The 17,171-nt window shown below is 62.4% G+C and carries 13 protein-coding genes and 3 pseudogenes; 9 read left to right on the top strand and 7 right to left on the bottom strand.

What is annotated here, in order from left to right; genetic code table 11:
• Nucleotides 1-94, top strand: a pseudogene (locus AAFO90_RS12545) (IS5/IS1182 family transposase); the annotation flags it as partial.
• A 29-nt stretch (nucleotides 95-123) separates the two neighbouring features.
• On the opposite strand, the pseudogene AAFO90_RS12550 reads toward AAFO90_RS12545, so the two are convergent.
• Nucleotides 124-660 (bottom strand): annotated as a pseudogene (locus AAFO90_RS12550) (alpha/beta hydrolase); the annotation flags it as partial.
• A gap of 17 nt (nucleotides 661-677) precedes the next feature.
• A complete protein-coding gene (locus AAFO90_RS12555) occupies nucleotides 678-968 on the bottom strand; it encodes an SCP2 sterol-binding domain-containing protein (protein WP_347509612.1) in 291 nt (96 codons plus the stop codon).
• Between the two features lie 101 nt (nucleotides 969-1,069).
• On the opposite strand from AAFO90_RS12555, the gene AAFO90_RS12560 reads away from it, so the two are divergent.
• The 6 genes from AAFO90_RS12560 (at nucleotide 1,070) to AAFO90_RS12585 (ending at nucleotide 7,189) form a co-directional block, all read left to right on the top strand.
• The gene (locus tag AAFO90_RS12560) at nucleotides 1,070-1,648 is read left to right on the top strand and encodes a tetratricopeptide repeat protein (RefSeq protein ID WP_347509613.1); all 579 of its coding nucleotides are present in this window, start codon (nucleotides 1,070-1,072) and stop codon (nucleotides 1,646-1,648) included.
• Nucleotides 1,649-1,674: 26 nt separating this feature from the next.
• Nucleotides 1,675-4,629 (top strand): helicase-related protein, encoded by a 2,955-nt coding sequence (locus AAFO90_RS12565; RefSeq protein ID WP_274832970.1) that lies wholly within the window; start codon nucleotides 1,675-1,677, stop codon nucleotides 4,627-4,629.
• Nucleotides 4,630-4,636: 7 nt separating this feature from the next.
• Nucleotides 4,637-5,011 carry an RNA-binding S4 domain-containing protein gene (locus AAFO90_RS12570; protein WP_065272979.1) on the top strand — a complete coding sequence of 125 codons (375 nt, stop codon included), beginning with the start codon at nucleotides 4,637-4,639 and terminating at the stop codon, nucleotides 5,009-5,011.
• Nucleotides 5,012-5,074: 63 nt separating this feature from the next.
• On the top strand, nucleotides 5,075-5,413 hold the full coding sequence (gene fdxA / locus AAFO90_RS12575) for a ferredoxin FdxA (protein ID WP_065272980.1): 339 nt from the start codon (nucleotides 5,075-5,077) through the stop codon (nucleotides 5,411-5,413).
• Between the two features lie 357 nt (nucleotides 5,414-5,770).
• Nucleotides 5,771-6,286: a CarD family transcriptional regulator gene (locus AAFO90_RS12580; protein WP_065272981.1), complete on the top strand. Its 516-nt coding sequence runs from the start codon at nucleotides 5,771-5,773 to the stop codon at nucleotides 6,284-6,286.
• Nucleotides 6,287-6,415: 129 nt separating this feature from the next.
• Nucleotides 6,416-7,189: an ion channel gene (locus AAFO90_RS12585; RefSeq protein ID WP_274832971.1), complete on the top strand. Its 774-nt coding sequence runs from the start codon at nucleotides 6,416-6,418 to the stop codon at nucleotides 7,187-7,189.
• A gap of 4 nt (nucleotides 7,190-7,193) precedes the next feature.
• Here AAFO90_RS12585 and cobS read toward each other — a convergent pair whose 3' ends face one another.
• Complete coding sequence (cobS, locus tag AAFO90_RS12590; protein ID WP_347509614.1) at nucleotides 7,194-7,949, bottom strand: adenosylcobinamide-GDP ribazoletransferase; 756 nt, start codon at nucleotides 7,947-7,949, stop codon at nucleotides 7,194-7,196.
• 101 nt (nucleotides 7,950-8,050) lie between these two features.
• Between cobS and cobT the strand changes: the two genes are divergently transcribed.
• Nucleotides 8,051-9,067 (top strand): nicotinate-nucleotide--dimethylbenzimidazole phosphoribosyltransferase, encoded by a 1,017-nt coding sequence (cobT, locus tag AAFO90_RS12595; protein WP_347509615.1) that lies wholly within the window; start codon nucleotides 8,051-8,053, stop codon nucleotides 9,065-9,067.
• Between the two features lie 30 nt (nucleotides 9,068-9,097).
• Here cobT and AAFO90_RS12600 read toward each other — a convergent pair.
• From AAFO90_RS12600 to AAFO90_RS12610, 3 genes and pseudogenes are all read right to left on the bottom strand, one after another.
• Nucleotides 9,098-10,976: pseudogene (locus tag AAFO90_RS12600) on the bottom strand (monovalent cation:proton antiporter-2 (CPA2) family protein).
• A gap of 105 nt (nucleotides 10,977-11,081) precedes the next feature.
• Nucleotides 11,082-12,302 (bottom strand): PAS domain-containing protein, encoded by a 1,221-nt coding sequence (locus tag AAFO90_RS12605; RefSeq protein ID WP_347509617.1) that lies wholly within the window; start codon nucleotides 12,300-12,302, stop codon nucleotides 11,082-11,084.
• Nucleotides 12,303-12,363: 61 nt separating this feature from the next.
• Entirely contained in the window at nucleotides 12,364-12,819 is a 456-nt protein-coding gene (locus AAFO90_RS12610) for an Lrp/AsnC family transcriptional regulator (RefSeq protein WP_065272987.1), read from the bottom strand.
• Between the two features lie 144 nt (nucleotides 12,820-12,963).
• Here AAFO90_RS12610 and hppD point away from each other — a divergent pair, with 144 nt between their 5' ends.
• Entirely contained in the window at nucleotides 12,964-14,064 is a 1,101-nt protein-coding gene (gene hppD, locus AAFO90_RS12615) for a 4-hydroxyphenylpyruvate dioxygenase (RefSeq protein WP_274830076.1), read from the top strand.
• A gap of 236 nt (nucleotides 14,065-14,300) precedes the next feature.
• Here hppD and AAFO90_RS12620 read toward each other — a convergent pair whose 3' ends face one another.
• The gene (locus AAFO90_RS12620) at nucleotides 14,301-17,045 is read right to left on the bottom strand and encodes a hypothetical protein (RefSeq protein WP_347509618.1); all 2,745 of its coding nucleotides are present in this window, start codon (nucleotides 17,043-17,045) and stop codon (nucleotides 14,301-14,303) included.
• Nucleotides 17,046-17,171: the final 126 nt, after the last annotated feature.

A 17,171-nucleotide genomic window follows, 5' to 3' on the forward strand; every position in this document is an offset into this window, starting at 1 on the left:
ATCGAAGGATTGGGAAAAATCCATCGCCAGCGCGGCAGCTTGGGTCACAATCGCACACATCCGCCGCGTCACGCGGATGCTCGCAAGACAATGAATTCACTCGAAAAGTTTTGAATCAGACTCTAAGATGCGTGCGACGGGGCGCATGGCGGCGGGGATCTGGATCCCCCACATTGGCCCGGTAAAGGCGCAGGCCTTGACCGGCAACCCTTCGATCAGAGCGCGCAGCCCGATGGCGCCGCCCATGGAGTGAGCCAGCAGGAACCAGGGCTTCGGCAGGTCAAGCTGCTGCGCCAGTTGCACCACTGCTGCGACGTCCTGCTGAAAGTCGGGGAAATGCTGAACATGGCCAAGACGCCGGTCGTCCAGCATCCGGTCGGCCAGCCCCTGTCCGCGCCAGTCCACGGCCAGCGTCGCAAAGCCGCGCCGACCCAGGTCGATGGCTGCAGGGCCGTATTTTTCGATGTATTCGGTGCGTCCGGGAAAGATCAGCACCGTGCCCTTGATCGCCTCGCGCGGCAGACCATCGGGCAGCCAATGGCCCACGCGGATGCGCAGGCCATCTTCGGTGGTCACCCAATGGGCTTCTCCCCCTTCCGGACCATCGGCGATATCGCGAAAATACGGGGCAGGGGTCAGATCCATAGGGCGGGTCTCCATCATTCAGGTCGGTGTGGTCAGGCGAGGGCCGAGGCCAGTTTCATCGCGGTGCCCATGTCGCCGTCAACGCTCAGCTTGCCGGTCATGAAGGCGCTGGTGGGGTTAAGTTCACCGGACAGGATCGCCTCAAAGGTTTCGGCATCGGCGGACATGGTGACATCGGTTTCTTCGTCGCTGATCCGTGCACCGTCGCTGTCCAGCACGATCGGGCCCATGTCTTCGATCTGGAACTTGGCGCTGCCGTCAAAGCCGGCGGCATCTAGTTTTTCATTCAGGGCTGCGGCGGCTTGTGTCAGGGTGTCGCTCATCGGGTCTTCCTCGCTCATTTGCAGGGGCATCGCACTTTTATGTGAAGCTTTCGTCTACGGCACTGGAAAATGCGATGCACGGGGTTACACTGAGGGTCATCATGGTTGCAAATGTTCCGAACCTCAAAGCTATCGTGGCGGCAACGGCGCTGACAGTCACGTTTTCCCTGCCTTCGGCGGTTCTGGCACAGGTCGGAACCGGTGCCCCGGATGAGGCGGCGCTACTGGCAGAGCTGTCGGTGGCGGATCCCGCCGATGCCGCTGCCATCGATCGTGAGCTGCAGGCGCTGTGGCGCAAAAGCGGCTCGCCTGCGATGGATCTGCTGCTGACGCGCGGCGTCCGGGCGCTGGAGCGGGGCGACACAGAAGAGGCAATCGAGCATCTGACCGCGCTGACCGATCACGCGCCGGGATTCGCGCGTGGCTGGTATGAGCGGGCGCGCGCCTATTTCGTCATCGGCCTTTATGGTCCCTCGGTGGCGGATCTGGAGCATGCCCTGGCGCTGAACCCCAATAATTACGACGCGATCTACGCGCTGGGCACCATCTTTGAACAGTTCCGCGACCCCCAGAATGCCTATGCCGCCTATTTGCGCGCCAAGGCTATACATCCGACGCATCAGGAAGTAACCAAGGCGCTCGACCGATTGGCGCCCTTGGTCGAGGGCAAGGAACTCTAGGCCCCGACCGGGGCAGGGGCGGTGCTATGGCAAACGCATCACGGGTGACGGCGGTCCTGGGACCGACCAACACCGGCAAAACCCATTACGCAATCGACAGGATGCTGGGGTATCGGACGGGGATCATGGGATTCCCGCTGCGGCTGCTTGCGCGCGAGGTCTATGACAAGATCGTCGCGGCGCGCGGCCCTTCTGTGGTGGCGCTGCTGACCGGTGAAGAGCGGATCGTGCCGCCACGCGCGCAATACTGGATTTGCACCGTTGAGGCGATGCCAGAGGGGATGGGCTGTGACTTCCTCGCCATCGACGAAATCCAGCTTTGCGCCGATCCGGAACGAGGCCATGTCTTTACCGACCGGCTGCTGCGGGCGCGGGGCACCCATGAGACGCTGTTTCTGGGCGCCGATACCATGCGCGGGCCGATTCAAGCGCTGGTGCCGGGTGTGGAATTCGTGCGCCGGGAACGGATGTCCGATCTTGTCTATGCCGGATCGAAGAAAATCAGCCGGATGCCGCCGCGCACCGCTATTGTCGGCTTCTCGGTCGATAACGTTTATGCCATCGCCGAGCTGATCCGTCGCCAGAAGGGCGGCGCGGCGGTGGTGATGGGGGCGCTCAGCCCGCGCACCCGTAACGCGCAGGTGGCGCTCTATCAGAATGGTGAGGTCGACTATCTGGTGGCCACCGATGCCATCGGCATGGGGCTGAACCTTGATATCGACCATGTCGCCTTTGCCTCGACATCAAAATTCGATGGCCGCCGCATGCGGCCGCTGGCAGCAAACGAGCTGGCCCAGATCGCAGGCCGCGCCGGGCGCGGCATGAGCCACGGTTCCTTCGGGGTGACCGGCGATGCCCGCCCGCTGGATGAAGGCACGGCGCAGGCGATCATGGAGCACCGTTTCACGCCGCTGAAAAAGCTGAACTGGCGCTCCTCCGCGCTGCAATTCGGTACTGTCGAGGCGTTGATCCGCTCGCTTGAGGCGGCGCCGCAGGATGAATTCCTGATGAAGGCGCGCGAGGCCGATGACCTTGGCGCGCTGAAAGCATTGTCGCAGGATCCCGATATTCTGGCCCGGACCACCAATGCGCCTTCGGTGCGGCTGTTGTGGGATGTCTGCCGAATTCCCGATTTCCGTGGTATAAGCCATGCCGAACATGCGTCGCTGTTGCGGGGGATCTTCAATCACCTGCACGGCGGCGGCGTCGTGCCCGACGATTGGCTGGCCCGCCAGATCAAGCGGATCGACCGGACGGACGGAAATATCGATGCCTTGTCCAAACGGTTGGCATTTATCCGCACATGGACCTATGTGGCACAAAGGAAAGGCTGGCTGCGTGACGAAATCCATTGGCGGAATGAGACTCGCGCTGTAGAAGACAGGTTGTCGGACGCATTGCACGAACGTCTGACTGAAAAATTTGTGGACCGGCGCACATCCGTGCTCTTGCGCCGGCTCAAGCAGAAGGAGGCCCTTTTGGCCGAAGTGAATGACAAGGGTGAAGTGACCGTCGAAGGCGAATTCGTCGGACGGCTCGAAGGGTTCCGGTTCTCGCCTGACAAGGGCGCAGAAGGTGCTGAAGCGAAGGCGTTGAAATCCGCGTCTTTGCAGGCGCTCGCTCCGCATTTTCATCTGCGGGCAGACCGGTTCTACAATGCGCCCGATACCGAAATTGATTTTACCGAACAGGGTGGCCTCATGTGGGGCGACAGCGCCATCGGCAAATTGGTCGCCGGTGCCGATCCGCTGACCCCTGGCGTGCAGGTCTTTGTAGACGATGCAGCCGGGACCGAGGTTGCGCAAAAGGTCGAACGCCGCCTACAGCATTTCATCTCCCGCAAGGTTCAGTCGCTGTTTGAACCGCTGCTGAACCTGCAAAAGGACGAGGAACTGAACGGGCTGGCCCGTGGTTTTGCCTTCCGCATGGTCGAGGCGCTGGGCCTGCTGCCCCGCCACACCGTCGCGCAGGAGGTCAAGGATCTGGACCAGGACGCCCGTGGCGCGCTGCGCAAGCACGGTGTGCGGTTCGGTCAGTTCACCATCTTCATGCCGCTGCTGCTGAAGCCGGCGCCGACGCGTCTGCGTCTGGTGCTGTGGTCGCTGGCAAACGGGCTGCAGGACTTCCCCGAGGCACCGCCTCCGGGTCTGGTGACCGTGCCCGCGCTGAAAGACGCACCGCAGGGCTATGACACAATGTCCGGCTACCGCGAAGCGGGTGAGCGGATGATCCGCATCGATATGCTGGAACGGCTGGCCGACATGCTGCGCGCCGAAGACAGCCGCGGCGGTTTCGAAGCCAAGCCCGACATGCTGTCGATTACCGGTATGACGCTGGAGCAATTCGCGGACCTGATGCAGGGCCTTGGCTATCGCGCCGAAAAGGGCGAACGCGAAAAGGTCAAACCGGCGGATGCAGTTGTCGCTGAAACCGGCACGCCCGCGGCAGGCCAGCCTGTCATGGATGCCGCGGCGGACGCGGAAAATACCCCGGCTGCTGCGCCTGCGGGTGAGGGCGCTGCGCCTGCCGCAGATGTGGTGCCTGAAGCCGCCGCCATCGCCGACGAAGGTGTGGCGCCGGTTGCGGAAACCGGTTCGGATGCTACAGCGGAAGAACCCGTGCCTGAGGTCGCCGAGAATGAAACCCCGGTGGGTGAAGCGGCAGATGCCTCTGTTGAGGCGCCTGAAGTCGAGATCTTCTATACTTTCACCTGGGGCGGTCGTGCCCGTCAGGGCGGCAACCGCGGTCAGCGCCGTGGCCAGCAAGGCCAGGACGCCCGTGGCAATGCCGGTGGCGGCAAGGGCAAACCCCGCGGTGCCAAAGGCGGCGCCGGTGGCGGCAAACCCGGTGGCAAGAAAGGCGGACGTCCTCAGCAGCAGGGCGGCAAGACCTATTCTGCCCGCCCGCCGAAGAAAGAAAAGAAGATCGATCCCGACAACCCCTTCGCCGCGGCGCTGATGGGGCTGAAACAGGGCGACTGATCCGGCCATGCAGGAGGGCGCGGCAAAGATCCGTATCGATAAATGGCTGTGGCATGCGCGGTTTTTCAAAACCCGCAGCCTGGCCGCGAAACAGGTCAGCGCCGGTCACGTCCGCCTGAATGCCGACAAGATCTCGAAACCGGCTCAGAACGTCACCCCGGGTGACGTTCTGACCTTTCCGCAGGGGCGGCAGATTCGGGTTGTCCGTGTCGAAGCCATCGGCGAACGGCGCGGACCGGCGCCTGAAGCACAAACCCTGTATTTCGACATGACCGAAAAACAGGAAAGCGTTCCGGCCAATCCGCGCTTTGAGGGAAAGGGCCGCCCTGATAAGAAATCTCGCAGGGCGCTTGATCTTACCCGCAGGGGCGACATCCATTGACATCTTGAAGATGGCGCCGCTCTGGATTAGCTAGACGCCAAACAGAAAACGGGACCTGGCACTATGACCTATGTCGTTACGGAAAACTGCATCGCCTGCAAATACACCGATTGTGTTGAGGTCTGCCCTGTAGACTGTTTCTACGAAGGCGAGAACACGCTTGTCATCCACCCGGATGAATGCATTGACTGCGGTGTCTGCGAACCGGAATGTCCGGCCGACGCGATCCGTCCGGATACCGAGCCGGACATGGACAAATGGGTCGAGTTCAACCGCAAGTACTCCGAAATGTGGCCGGTGATCGTCTCCAAGAAAGACCCGATGCCCGGCGCAGAAGACCGCGACGGCGAAGAGGGCAAGATGGAGAAATACTTCTCCGAAGCTCCTGGCGAGGGCGGCTGAGCAGCTGAGCTCTGCCAGTTGATCCTCTGGTTTTCACGCGATTCGCGGGTTTTTGCCTCATTTGGGTGTGGCAGCATGTGAAACGCATAGATTAGGTCCGAATCGCCTATAACACGCAGGTGTTTGCCCGGCGTTGTAAGGGTGCCTTCCGAATACCCCGATTTTGTGGTATGATCTGTCTCCGAGATGAACAGAACACGAGATGTTGCCCGACTGTTTGAATGCCCATTCATGCATTACGGGCAGATTTTCTGCGACTATCGCGTGGCGCGCGGATCACTGTAAGTGAGCCGGTGACCACTCTTTGTCGTTGTCGTGCCGGAACATGCATCCGGCTTATTGCGAGGAAAGACCTGTATGACAAAATCGAAGAAGCTCGAATTCCGCCCCAATGAGTATGTGGTTTACCCGGCGCATGGTGTCGGCCAGATCATCTCGATCGAGGAGCAGGAAGTGGCCGGCTTTGCGCTGGAGCTTTTCGTAATCACCTTTGAAAAGGACAAGATGACCCTGCGGGTGCCGACCAACAAGGCGGTCGAAGTGGGCATGCGCTCGCTCAGCTCTCCCGATGTGATCAACCAGGCCATGAAGACCCTCAAGGGCAAGGCCAAGGTCAAGCGGGCCATGTGGTCCCGCCGCGCGCAGGAATACGAACAGAAGATCAACTCCGGCGATCTGATCGCCATCGCCGAAGTGGTCCGCGACCTGCACCGCACCGACGATCAGCGCGAGCAAAGCTATTCCGAGCGTCAGCTGTACGAGGCGGCGCTGGAGCGTCTGACCCGCGAAGTGGCTGCCGTTGCCGATGGTGACGAAATCTCGGCTGCTAAACAGGTGGATGAGGTTCTGACCTCACGCGCTGCTGCGGCCTGAGGCTGCCGGAAACAGCCGGACACCGAAAGACACATGCAAAAACAAAGGGCCGCGCCGGGTTGCGCGGCCCTTTGTTTTTCCGGATGTTTTGTTGAGCCAGGATTGGGGCAGAGCAGGGGCACAGCGGGCATGCAGAACCTGAAGAAACGCATCAACACCCTTTACGAGGGCGCCTCGCCCGGTGCGGTGCGGTTCCGCTATGGCATCATTATCTTTGATGCGCTGTCGATCCTGTTCTTCATTGCCACGGCGCATGTCGATCATGGCCCAGTGTTGATCGCGATCAGCCAGCTGCTCGGCGTTATCATCGGGCTGGATCTGGCGGCGCGGCTGTGGATCGCCCGTAACCGCAAGGCCTTCCTGTGGCAGATCTATACGCTGGCCGATGTGACGGTGATCGTGACCCTGCTGCTGGATCCGTTGTTCTCCGGCAGCCTGGCTTTTTTGCGGATCCTGCGGGCGCTGCGGCTCATCCATTCCTACCATCTGCTCCGCGACCTGCGCCGCGACAGCGAATTCTTCCGCCGTAACGAGGATGCGCTTCTGGCCGGGGTCAACCTCTTCGTGTTCATCTTTGCCACCGCCATGGCGGTGCTGATCTTCTTTATCGATGAGACTCAGACCCAGTCGCCCTATGTGGATGCGCTCTATTTCACCGTTGCGACGCTGACCACCACCGGGTTTGGCGATATCACCATGGCCTCTCCGGCGGGCAAGATGTTTTCGGTTTTTGTCATGGTGGTGGGGGTGGCGCTGTTCGTGCGTCTGGCGCAGGCGATCTTTCAGCCGCAGAAGGTGCGCTATACCTGTCCGACATGTGGCCTGACGCGGCACGATATCGATGCGGTCCATTGCAAGCATTGCGGCGAACAGCTGAAGATCCTGACCACCGGCGTCGAGTGACCCCTCAGAGCGTCAGCAAAACCAGCAGGCCGGTAAGCTCGCACAGTTGCTGGGTCGCGCCCAGAATATCGCCGGTCTGACCGCCGATCTTGGCCCGCGACAGCGCGCCAAGACCTGCCGTGACCAGCGCCATGATCACGGCCACGGCCAAGAGCTGCGACAAGGCGATGAATGGCAGCGCCAGACCCAGTGCCAGAACCCCGCCCAGCACAACGGGCAGGGCGCGGGGGCGTCCGACGCTGCGAGACAGGCCATCGGCGCGCGCATGGGGCAAGGCGTACATCAGAACCGGCATGGCAGCCCGGCTGAGCATGGCCAGCGCCAGCAGCGGCCAGGGGCCTGCGGTCTCCAAAAGGGCGGCCAGCGCCACCCAGCGCAGCCCCAGCCCAAGGATCAGCGCCAGCACCCCATAGGTGCCGATCTGGCTGTCCTTCATGATCTCCAGCCGACGCGCCTGCTCGAACCCGCCCCACAGCCCATCGGCGGTGTCGGCTAGGCCATCCTCGTGCATGGCGCCGGTGAGCAGGATCTGCACTGCCAGCGCCAGCCCGGCGGCAACCAAAGGCGGCAGGCCAAGCGTGAGGGCCAGGCTGGCCGCAATCGCGGCGGGCAAGGCGACGGTGACGCCCGCCAGCGGAAAAGCCCAGACTGCTGCCGATTGCCGTTTGAACGCCTCTGCCGACAGGTGCGGCAGGGGTAGTCGGGTCAGCAGAACCAGCGCCAGGGGAATGTCGGCTGCGCGGATGTCGGTTTTTCGCATTTGCGGGCCTCTTGCGGGACTTGCAGCGGGGGGGCGAGCGGTTAAACAGGTGCCCAATCGCTTTACCCGCGTACCGTAACCCTATGCAACGAGGCTGATCCATGCTGCCCCAGATATCTTCTCTTGATGACTTTCGTGCCCAGCTTGGTGCGGCACCGGCAGCAGATGCCTCCGCAACGCAGGGCGCCGAGGCGCGCAATGGGCAGCTGACCAAACCACCCGGGGCACTGGGGCGGCTGGAGGACCTTGCGATCTGGTATGCGGGCTGGCGCGGCAGCGACCGACCAGCCATTACCGCGCCGCAGGTGATCGTCTTTGCCGGTAATCACGGCGTTACGGGGCAGGGTGTGTCTGCTTTTCCGGCCGAGGTGACCGCCCAGATGGTCCTGAATTTCGAACATGGCGGGGCGGCGATCAATCAGCTCGCCGAATTCGCCGGAGCGCGCATGGATGTGCATGCGCTGGACCTTGACCGGCCAACGCAGGATTTCACCAAGGCCCCCGCGATGAGCGAGGCTGAGCTGCTCAGCGCCTTGCAGGCGGGTTGGGAGGCGGTGGACCCCACGGCGGATCTGCTGGTGGTGGGCGAAATGGGCATCGGCAACACCACCGCTGCGGCGGCCCTGTCCTGCGCGTTGTTCGGCGGCGCTGCAGCCGAATGGACCGGGCGTGGCACCGGCGTCGATGATGCCGGGCTGGCCAACAAGAGCCGGGTGGTGGCCGAGGGCGTCGCCCTGCATGGTCCCCAGATCAAGGATGGTCTGGATGCGCTGGCATGTCTTGGCGGGCGTGAGATTGCCGCCATGGCCGGTGCCATCGCGGCGGCCCGGATGCTGCGCATTCCGGTGATCCTGGATGGCTATATCTGCTGTTCCGCAGCGGCCTGCCTGCTGAAAACGCATGAGGGCGCGCTCGATCACGCGGTGGCGGGCCATAAGGGCGCAGAGGCGGCGCATGTGATGTTGCTTGAAAAGCTGGGCAAGGAGCCGCTGCTTACCTTGGGACTGCGCCTTGGCGAAGGCTCTGGTGCGGCTCTGGCGATTCAGATCCTGAAAGGCGCCATCGCCTGCCACAGCGGTATGGCAACCTTTGCAGAGGCGGGCGTTACCGACGGCTAATGGGCCCTCAGCCGGGCGATCTGGCCGCGATCAGGAGGACTTTTGGTCCTTCTGCTCGGCCAGTTCCAAAAGGGCCGTCTCCAGATCCTTTTCCAGCTCGCGCGCGGGCGATATAGGCCTTGTTTTCACTGGCCGGAGTGCCGGGCACCCAGTGCTTGGCCAGTTCGCGGATGGTCAGGCGGTCATGGGCATAGAAGGTCTGTTCGGCCTGCGCGGCCTCATATTCGCTGAGGCCGATCCGCTCCAGCACGTAACGCCCGGCACGCAGGGAGCTATCGAACATTTCCCGCACGATGTCATTGGCACCGGCCTGATACAGGTCGAAAACATGATGCCGGTCATAGGCCCGGGCGATGATGTGGATATCGGGGTAGTTGCGCCGCACATAGTCCACCAGTTTCACGGTGTTCTCCGGATCATCCAGCGCGACCACAAGGATCTTGGCCTTTGCAATGCCGGCGGCCTTCAGCAGCTCGGGCCGGGTCGGATCGCCAAGAAAGCTTTTGACGCCGAAACGGCGCATCAGTTGAACGGCTTCCATGTCGTTGTCGAGCAGCACCGTCTTGAAGCCGCTGGCGCGGACCAGCCGGTTGACGATTTGGCCAAATCGGCCGATGCCGGCAATGATCACGGGGCCTTCCTCGTCGATTTCATCCGGGGCATGCTCCACCCGCGCCTCGCCCAACCGTTTGGACAACAGGTCATAGGCAATGAACAGCAGCGGCGTGATCAGCATCGACAGGGCGATGATCAGTAACAGTTTTTCCGACAGGGCGGGCGGGATAACGTTGAGCTGCCGGGAAAAGGCAAGCAGCACGAAGCCGAATTCACCTGCCTGCGCCAGCCCCAGCGTGAACAGCCAATGTGCCCGGCGGCGCAGGCCGAAGGCGCGGCCGACGAAATAGAGCACCAGCCCCTTGGCGACGATCACCAGCAACGCGAGGCCGATCAGATCGCCGGGGCTGGCGAGAAACAGGCGGTAGTTGATCCCGGCGCCGACGGTGATGAAGAACAACCCCAGAAGCAGCCCCTTGAAAGGGTTGAGGTCGCTTTCCAGCTCGTGCCGGAACTCGGAGTTGGCCAGAACCACACCGGCCAGAAAGGCACCAAGCGCCGGGGACAGGCCGACCAGCGTCATCAGGAAGGAGATTCCGACCACGATCAGCAGCGCCAGCGCGGTATACATTTCCCGCAGGTTGGAGGCATGAATAAAGCGGAACAGCGGGCGGGTCAGATAGATCCCGGCCAGGATGATAAAGGCAACAGCGGCAATGGTGATCAGGGTCACGGCCCAGCCGGGCATGCCTTCAACCAGAGACAGCGAGCCATGCCCACCGTTGTGACCGGCCTCGGCGGCGCGCTGGATCGACCCGTCGGAGCCGATTTGCGGGCCACCGGTGGTCGCCAGCAGCGGCAGGAAAGCAAGGATCGGAATGACGGCGATGTCCTGCGTCAGCAGCACCGAGAAGCTGGCCCGTCCGCCGCCGGTCTGCATCAGGCCCTTTTCCGACAGGGTCTGCAGCACGATCGCGGTTGAGGAAAGCGATAGCGCGAGGCCGATTGCAAGGCTCACCTGCCACGGCTCCCCGGCGGCCATGGCAGCGCCCATCAGGGCCAGGGTACTGAACAGGACTTGCAAACCGCCAAGACCCAATAGCTTGTGCCGCATGGCCCAGAGTGCCCGCGGCTCAAGCTCCAGGCCGATCAGGAACAGCATCATCACGACGCCAAATTCGGCAAAATGCTGCAGGTCCTGGGTTTCAGAGCCGACAAAGCCGAAGACTGGTCCGATCAGGATGCCAGCTGCAAGATATCCCAGCACCGAACCGAGCCCCAAGCGCGCTGCGATGGGGACCGCGATGACGGCGGCGGCGAGGTAAATCGAGGCTTGGTAGAGAAACGCGTCCATGCCGAAGGTATGGCAAGCGACAGCCGCCTTGGCAACGGGTTAGGGCGACTTGGGGATGTAGGCCGGGCCTATTGCGCCTGTTCCGCGACAGGCCCGGGCATGGTGTTATTTCTCGTGGATGCGGATGTCGCCGGACAGTTTCTCGATCCGCTCCAGCCGCTCGGAAATCCGGCGCTGGAAGACGCCAAGTTGGTCGATGATGTCCGACAAGGTTTCGCCCGACTCAGGGAGGCGCGCGCTTTCGATCTTACACAGCACCCGGGTCGAGCTGAGGCCAAGGAACTGGCGGTGCATGACCTGGCAGGCGTGCATGATTCTGTCTGCTTCGCGGTTGACGTCTTCCTGGCCGACGCGTTTGCGGTCCAGCTGGTCATTCACGATCTGCTTCAGAACGGCGCGTTCATGCGCCATATCGATCTCGCCCAGGGCGCGGCGTTCCATGCTCAGCTGTTGGTCGCACTCCTGCAGCATGCGGGTGATGCATTGCACCATCAGGCTGGTGTTGACGGTGGATTTGATGGTGGCAAAGGTGCTGTTTTCGCCCATCACATGGGCGGCGAACCAATCGGACATCTCTCGCGACATGGAACCGTAGTTCTGGGACAGGACGGTGACTGGACCGCCGGCGGGTTCGATACGCGATGCGATGACCCGCAGATTGTGGGGGATCGTGTGCATAGCGTCGAAATCCTTGACCAGACCTTCGGTCTGATCAACCAGGACCTGGGCGTTGTCGAGCATTCGGGCAAGCGCCAGCAGCGTTTCGTCCATCGGGTTCCCGAGGGCCGCATCGCGGGCCTTGAATTCCTCGCACAGAGCATGGGCTGCGAATTGATCGTAGTCTTCAAACCCTTTGCTGCGCACCCATTCCATCATGATTTCGGCGCTTTCGTCGGGGGAGAGGCCTTCCTGCTCTTCCGCCACGCGCATCGTCTCGTAGATGGTCTGCACCTCCTCAAAGACCGGGCTGGTCGGCTTGATCCGGGCTGAGAGATAGCCATCCTTGTGGGGCACCACGACGGCGAAGACCCAATAGTACAGGCCGTCCTTGGCCAGGTTCTTGACATAAGCGCCGATGGTTTTGTCGGCCTTAATGGTGTCCCAGAACAGCTTGAACACGCCACGTGGCATATCCGGGTGGCGGATCACCTTGTGCGGTGCGCCGATCAGTTCAGGCCAATCGTAATCGGCAACCCGCCGGAAAATATAGTTTCCGGCCTCAATAACTCCGCGCTTATCGGTGCGAGAGAAAAACACTTCGTTCAATTTGAACGGGGCTTCTCCGCTGGACGGGCGGGTTTCAATACGGCGGTCGACAAATGACATTAGGTGTTCCCAGCTTTAGGCATGCGCAATGCATCTTTAGCGTGAGAATCTTCCCGTATCGTTAAGTCGGCAGGGGCGCATCGCGTTTTAACTGCGCCATTACGATCTGGCTTTGCACCCGCGCAACGGCTGGGTGTGTCAGCAGAACATCGTGGATCAGCGTGTTCAGCGCCTCAAGGTCGCGGCAATAGACCCTCAGCAGGTAGTCGGCCTCGCCGGTCATGGTCCAGGCTGAAGTGATTTCGGCTCGGGTGCTGACCAGCCGGGCAAAGCTGGCCGATTGTTCCGGGCCGTGGCTGCCCAGATGCACCTGTACAAATCCTTGCACCGCCAGCCCCAGTTTCGCCGCATCCAGCCGCGCCGCGTAACCCTGGATATACCCTTCGGCCTCCAGCCTTTGCCGCCGCCGTCCGGCCTGACTGGGTGACAGGTTCAAAAGCTCCCCCAGCTCCTGTGCCGTGAGGTGGGCGTTCTTCTGCAACGCGGCCAGAAGGCGGGTGTCGGTAGAATCGAGCATATGCGTGGTATTCCCGAAAAGGCTGGAAAGTATGCGGTAAGTGCGCATGCAATCCTAGCAGGAGGCCAATGAATGCGCAAACACTGCGTATCGAACGCGCTATCTTTATAGCAGAAATGAAACGCGCAATCAGGAGGAGCACCCATGGGTCCGTTCCCGCACAATGCCCCGAAATCCGTTATCAGCGAAGAGAACCCCGCAGGCACCGATGGTTTTGAATTCGTCGAGTTCGCCAGTCCGGAGCCGCAGGAGCTGCGCGACCTTTTCACCAAGATGGGCTACGAGCTGGTGGGCCGCCACAAGACCAAGCCGGGGATCGAACTGTGGCAGCAGGGCGATATCACCTATATCCTGAACGCCGAAAAGGGCAGCTTTGCCGAGAAGTTCGTCGAAGAGCACGGCCCCTGCGCCCCTTCGATGGGCTGGCGCGTTGTGGATGCGCAAAAGGCATTTGATCACGCTGTTGCCAAGGGCGCCGAGCCTTATGAAGGCGATGACAAGACCATGGATGTGCCCGCGATCAAGGGCATCGGCGGCTCGCTGATCTACTTCATCGACCAGTACTATGAGACCTCGCCCTACAACGAGGAATTCGAGTGGCTGAAACAATCCAAGCCGCGCGGCGTGGGCTTCTATTACCTCGATCACCTGACCCACAATGTCTACAAGGGCAACATGGACAAGTGGTTCAAGTTCTACGGCGAGTTGTTCAACTTCAAGGAAATCCGCTTTTTCGACATCGAAGGCAAATTCACCGGTCTTCTGAGCCGCGCGCTGACCTCGCCTTGCGGCCGTATCCGTATCCCGATCAACGAGGATCGTGGCGAGACCGGCCAGATCGTCGCCTACCTGAAAAAGTACAAGGGCGAAGGCATCCAGCACATCGCCGTGGGTACCGAGAACATCTACGACTCCACCGACGAGATTTCCGAGCGTGGCATCAACTTCATGCCGGCCCCGCCGGAAACCTACTATGACCTCAGCCATGACCGCGTCGTGGGCCACGAAGAGCCGATCGAGCGCATGAAAAAACACGGTATCCTGATTGACGGCGAAGGCGTCGTGGATGGCGGTGAGACCAAGATCCTGCTGCAGATCTTCTCCAAGACCGTGATCGGCCCGATCTTCTTCGAATTCATCCAGCGCAAGGGCGACGATGGCTTTGGCGAGGGCAACTTCAAGGCGCTGTTCGAATCCATCGAGCAGGAGCAGATCAACAACGGCGAAATCCAGGCCGCCGAGTAATCTGGCGCGGATCCGGGGCTGCCTTTGGCGGTCTCGCGGTCTGGTCTGATTGTGTAAAGAGTGATTGGACCGGCTCCTGTTTGGGGGCCGGTTTTTTCATGTCGGTAGCGCATGTGAATGTGCGGTAGAGGACATGATGCCAGGTGGTTAGCGCAACACTGGCTCTTGCATGCCTTCGTGAGGAGTTTGTGGGGAGGCAGGGAGGAACGGCGAAAAGAACCGGCTGCAGGCCAGTATTACTCGGGCATTTCCAGCGTGTGGTTGCGGCCGCTTTTCTGGTATTGCAGCCGGGCATCGCCGATGGCGACGACACGGCCACCATCCAAACGGTCGCCGACTTGGACCTTGCGATAGCGGCCACTCGGCAGGCGCACCAGTGCGCGACGGTCGGCAGAGGTGCCATAGACGCCGATCAGGTTCAGGCGGCGCAGGTTGATCGCATTGGTGATGGTAGCCTGCCGCGACACCGAGGCCGAGCTGGGCAGGCGCGGGGTAACGGTGGCAGGCACGGCTGCGGCGGTGGCCACTGCTGAGGTGCTGCGCTGCGCCCGGTCAACAATGTTGGAGAAATTCGTCGGCCGCGCCCGCGGGGTGACAGAGGTGGCAACAGCCAGTGCCGTGGCGGGTTGGCTTTCCTGTTCTTCGGTCTTCAGCGAGGCCGGGCGGATGCGCGGGCGCAGGCTGGCCAGCTCGGCGCGGCTGCGCCCGCCCAGCTGTGCCCGTTCCACCTGTTCGGTGAGGTCGGCGGGCCGGGCACGCGGGCGCAGTTGCGACAGGGCTTCAAGCCGGGCCGCTTCGGCCTCTGCGGCTGCTGCCGCCTCGGCCACGGCGGGGTCGATACGTTCCGGTGTAGGCGGTGGCACGACCGGCGGGCGGCCCAGGAAAACCATCACGCCGTCGGGGTTCACGGTGCCTTCGGGCGTGGCTTCGACGAGCCCGCGCCGGTCCAGCGCGATGGCGCTGCCTGCGGCAGCGGGAGAGCTGACGACATCCGGGGCGTCATCGGTGCTCGCATCCGGTTGCGGTGGCAGCGCGACGGCGTCCTGCGACAGGTCGGTATCGTCGATCGAGGCCACATAGATATCGTCCAGATCCACCACCGCCGGGACCTGCGCGATTTCGGGCACCGCCTGCCAGATGCCGGTGGCGGCATATTGCGCGGCCTGCTCCAAGGCGCGGTCTTCGGCGCTGAGAGCTTCAGGTGCTGTTTCGGTCGCGGTGTCATCCAGCACACCATCGGCGATGGCTTCGGGGTCAAGCCGTGCGGTCTCGATATCGGCTTGATTCTGCGCGTCTGCAGTACCGGGGGTGTCCTCGGTGTCGGGAAGGAAGGTCACACCCGGGTCCGGCTGGTCCGGCAGGGCGCTAACCTGCGGCGCAATGGGCCGGTCTTCGGTGTCTGCCGTCAATACATCTGCCGGTATGGTTTCAGCAGGCTCCGCGGAGGCCAGCGGCACAGAAGGTGCTTCGTCCGGGATCTCTGGCACTGTGGTTTCTGCCGGAGTTGCATCGCCTGGCTGCGGTGCCTCTGGTTCCGCTGCCGGTTCCGGCGTGCTGCCCCGCAGGGGGGTATCCTCGGCAGCGGGCTGATCCGAGAACCGGCCAAACAATCCGCCCGGGGACACAAAGGCGAGCGCGGCGACGGTCACCATGAAAACCACCAAGAGGACCGTCAGGACCAGTCCCATGTTGCGCGGTTTTGTCGGGGTGCGGCTTGGTGCCGGTTTTCCGGATCCGGCTTTCTTTCCCAACAGGCGGGCCAGCAAACCCGGAACTGCGCTCTCGCCTTTGCCGCTTTGCGGCTGGCCTGGCGGTGGCGTGATCGGGGTTGCAGGCGCCGCGCTGGCAGAGTCGGGCTGTTTCTTAGAGACCGGAGCGGCAGGCCCATTGGGGGTACCGGTTTTCTGCGGTCCCTGACCCCCTTTCTGAGCGGTGATCTTGTGATCGGCCACCGGCGTCGGTGCTGCGCGGGTGGCGCCAGCGAGGGCAGGGGCCGCAGCGCCGCTGTCGGCCTTCCGGCGCCGGGTGCTGAAACCCATGGCCGGTCCCTGATCTTCGCCGGGGTCTTCCTCTGCTGCGCCCTCGGCGCCAGCCTTCGCAGAGATTTCGATCCGCGGGGACTTATCCCCGGCAGTCTTGTCCTCGGGGCGTAGAGGCTGGGCCTCGGTCTTGCCATCATCGGGCGTTTCCGCCTGCGTATCAGCAACGGAAACAGCGTCTTTGTCGGCGCCTTGTTCAGGGATACCCGGTTTTGCGGCTGGATTTTCCTCAACAGTCTCCGGGGCCGGTTCCTGAGATTCATCCGGCGCCCCTGCTGCAGGCGCTGCTTCGTCGGCAGGGACTGGATCTGCCTCGGCGGCGGCTTCGGTTTCTTTTCCGGCAGGCTCGCCAATCTTCTTGGCCTGCGGCGCGATCTCTTCGGCGGCTTTGGGCGCACGCGGAATGACCGGCCCGATGTCGACGACAGCGATGCCATCCGGCTCGATCGGGGCATCTCCGATCGCGGTGGAGGCGCCAAAGAACGGCTCCCCGAGAAATTCCATGTCGCCGGGTACGGCCACGAAACTGGCCGGGATGAACCCGTGTTCCAGCGCGAAGCCTTCGGCCTCTTCCAGGGTTTCGCGGGCGACGGCTGCCACATGGGTCAGCGGCCCGTCTTCGGAGATATCAAAGGACAGATCCGCCACCGCGTAGGGCGTGGCGCCTTCCAGCGCCTTTTTCGCCATCTCACGCCGGGTGGGAGCGTCGGCAGTACCGGTTTCAACGGTCAGATAACGGATCTGATCGTTCGGAATCACCACCTTGCAACAGGTGGAGCCGCCCTCCGCCAGCGCCTCCCCGGCTGTGCGCAAATCGGCCAACGCCCGAGGCAGATCCGGGTGGCTCAGCGGCACCTTGCCAATATTGCGCCAACCGCCGGCGGCGCGGCGCAGAAAGGCAATGCCTTCCGAAGACAGAGAGAGAGCAAACCCCGGTTTCATAGTGCGGTCAAACCATCCAAATTCCTTGTGCCCGGACCGCTAAGTGCCCGTCTGGCCTTGCGGGCAGACCTTAAAGCACGAGTTCGCCGAGGAAAAGGAAAAGACGGGAAGAGCCCTTGTCTGTGG

The organism is Phaeobacter sp. CAU 1743 (assembly GCF_039839315.1).
GTDB classification, from domain to species: Bacteria; Pseudomonadota; Alphaproteobacteria; order Rhodobacterales; family Rhodobacteraceae; genus Phycobacter; species Phycobacter gallaeciensis_A.

What these genes read in the sequence shown, in the direction of transcription:
- AAFO90_RS12580 (WP_065272981.1), top strand. Translation starts at nt 5,771, where the DNA reads ATGACAAAATCGAAGAAGCTCGAATTCCGCCCCAATGAGTATGTGGTT.
- hppD (WP_274830076.1), top strand. Translation starts at nt 12,964, where the DNA reads ATGGGTCCGTTCCCGCACAATGCCCCGAAATCCGTTATCAGCGAAGAG.
- AAFO90_RS12620 (WP_347509618.1), bottom strand. Translation starts at nt 17,045, where the DNA reads ATGAAACCGGGGTTTGCTCTCTCTCTGTCTTCGGAAGGCATTGCCTTT.
- AAFO90_RS12565 (WP_274832970.1), top strand. Translation starts at nt 1,675, where the DNA reads ATGGCAAACGCATCACGGGTGACGGCGGTCCTGGGACCGACCAACACC.
- cobS (WP_347509614.1), bottom strand. Translation starts at nt 7,949, where the DNA reads ATGCGAAAAACCGACATCCGCGCAGCCGACATTCCCCTGGCGCTGGTT.
- AAFO90_RS12570 (WP_065272979.1), top strand. Translation starts at nt 4,637, where the DNA reads ATGCAGGAGGGCGCGGCAAAGATCCGTATCGATAAATGGCTGTGGCAT.
- AAFO90_RS12585 (WP_274832971.1), top strand. Translation starts at nt 6,416, where the DNA reads ATGCAGAACCTGAAGAAACGCATCAACACCCTTTACGAGGGCGCCTCG.
- AAFO90_RS12610 (WP_065272987.1), bottom strand. Translation starts at nt 12,819, where the DNA reads ATGCTCGATTCTACCGACACCCGCCTTCTGGCCGCGTTGCAGAAGAAC.
- AAFO90_RS12560 (WP_347509613.1), top strand. Translation starts at nt 1,070, where the DNA reads ATGGTTGCAAATGTTCCGAACCTCAAAGCTATCGTGGCGGCAACGGCG.
- AAFO90_RS12605 (WP_347509617.1), bottom strand. Translation starts at nt 12,302, where the DNA reads ATGTCATTTGTCGACCGCCGTATTGAAACCCGCCCGTCCAGCGGAGAA.
- AAFO90_RS12555 (WP_347509612.1), bottom strand. Translation starts at nt 968, where the DNA reads ATGAGCGACACCCTGACACAAGCCGCCGCAGCCCTGAATGAAAAACTA.
- cobT (WP_347509615.1), top strand. Translation starts at nt 8,051, where the DNA reads ATGCTGCCCCAGATATCTTCTCTTGATGACTTTCGTGCCCAGCTTGGT.
- fdxA (WP_065272980.1), top strand. Translation starts at nt 5,075, where the DNA reads ATGACCTATGTCGTTACGGAAAACTGCATCGCCTGCAAATACACCGAT.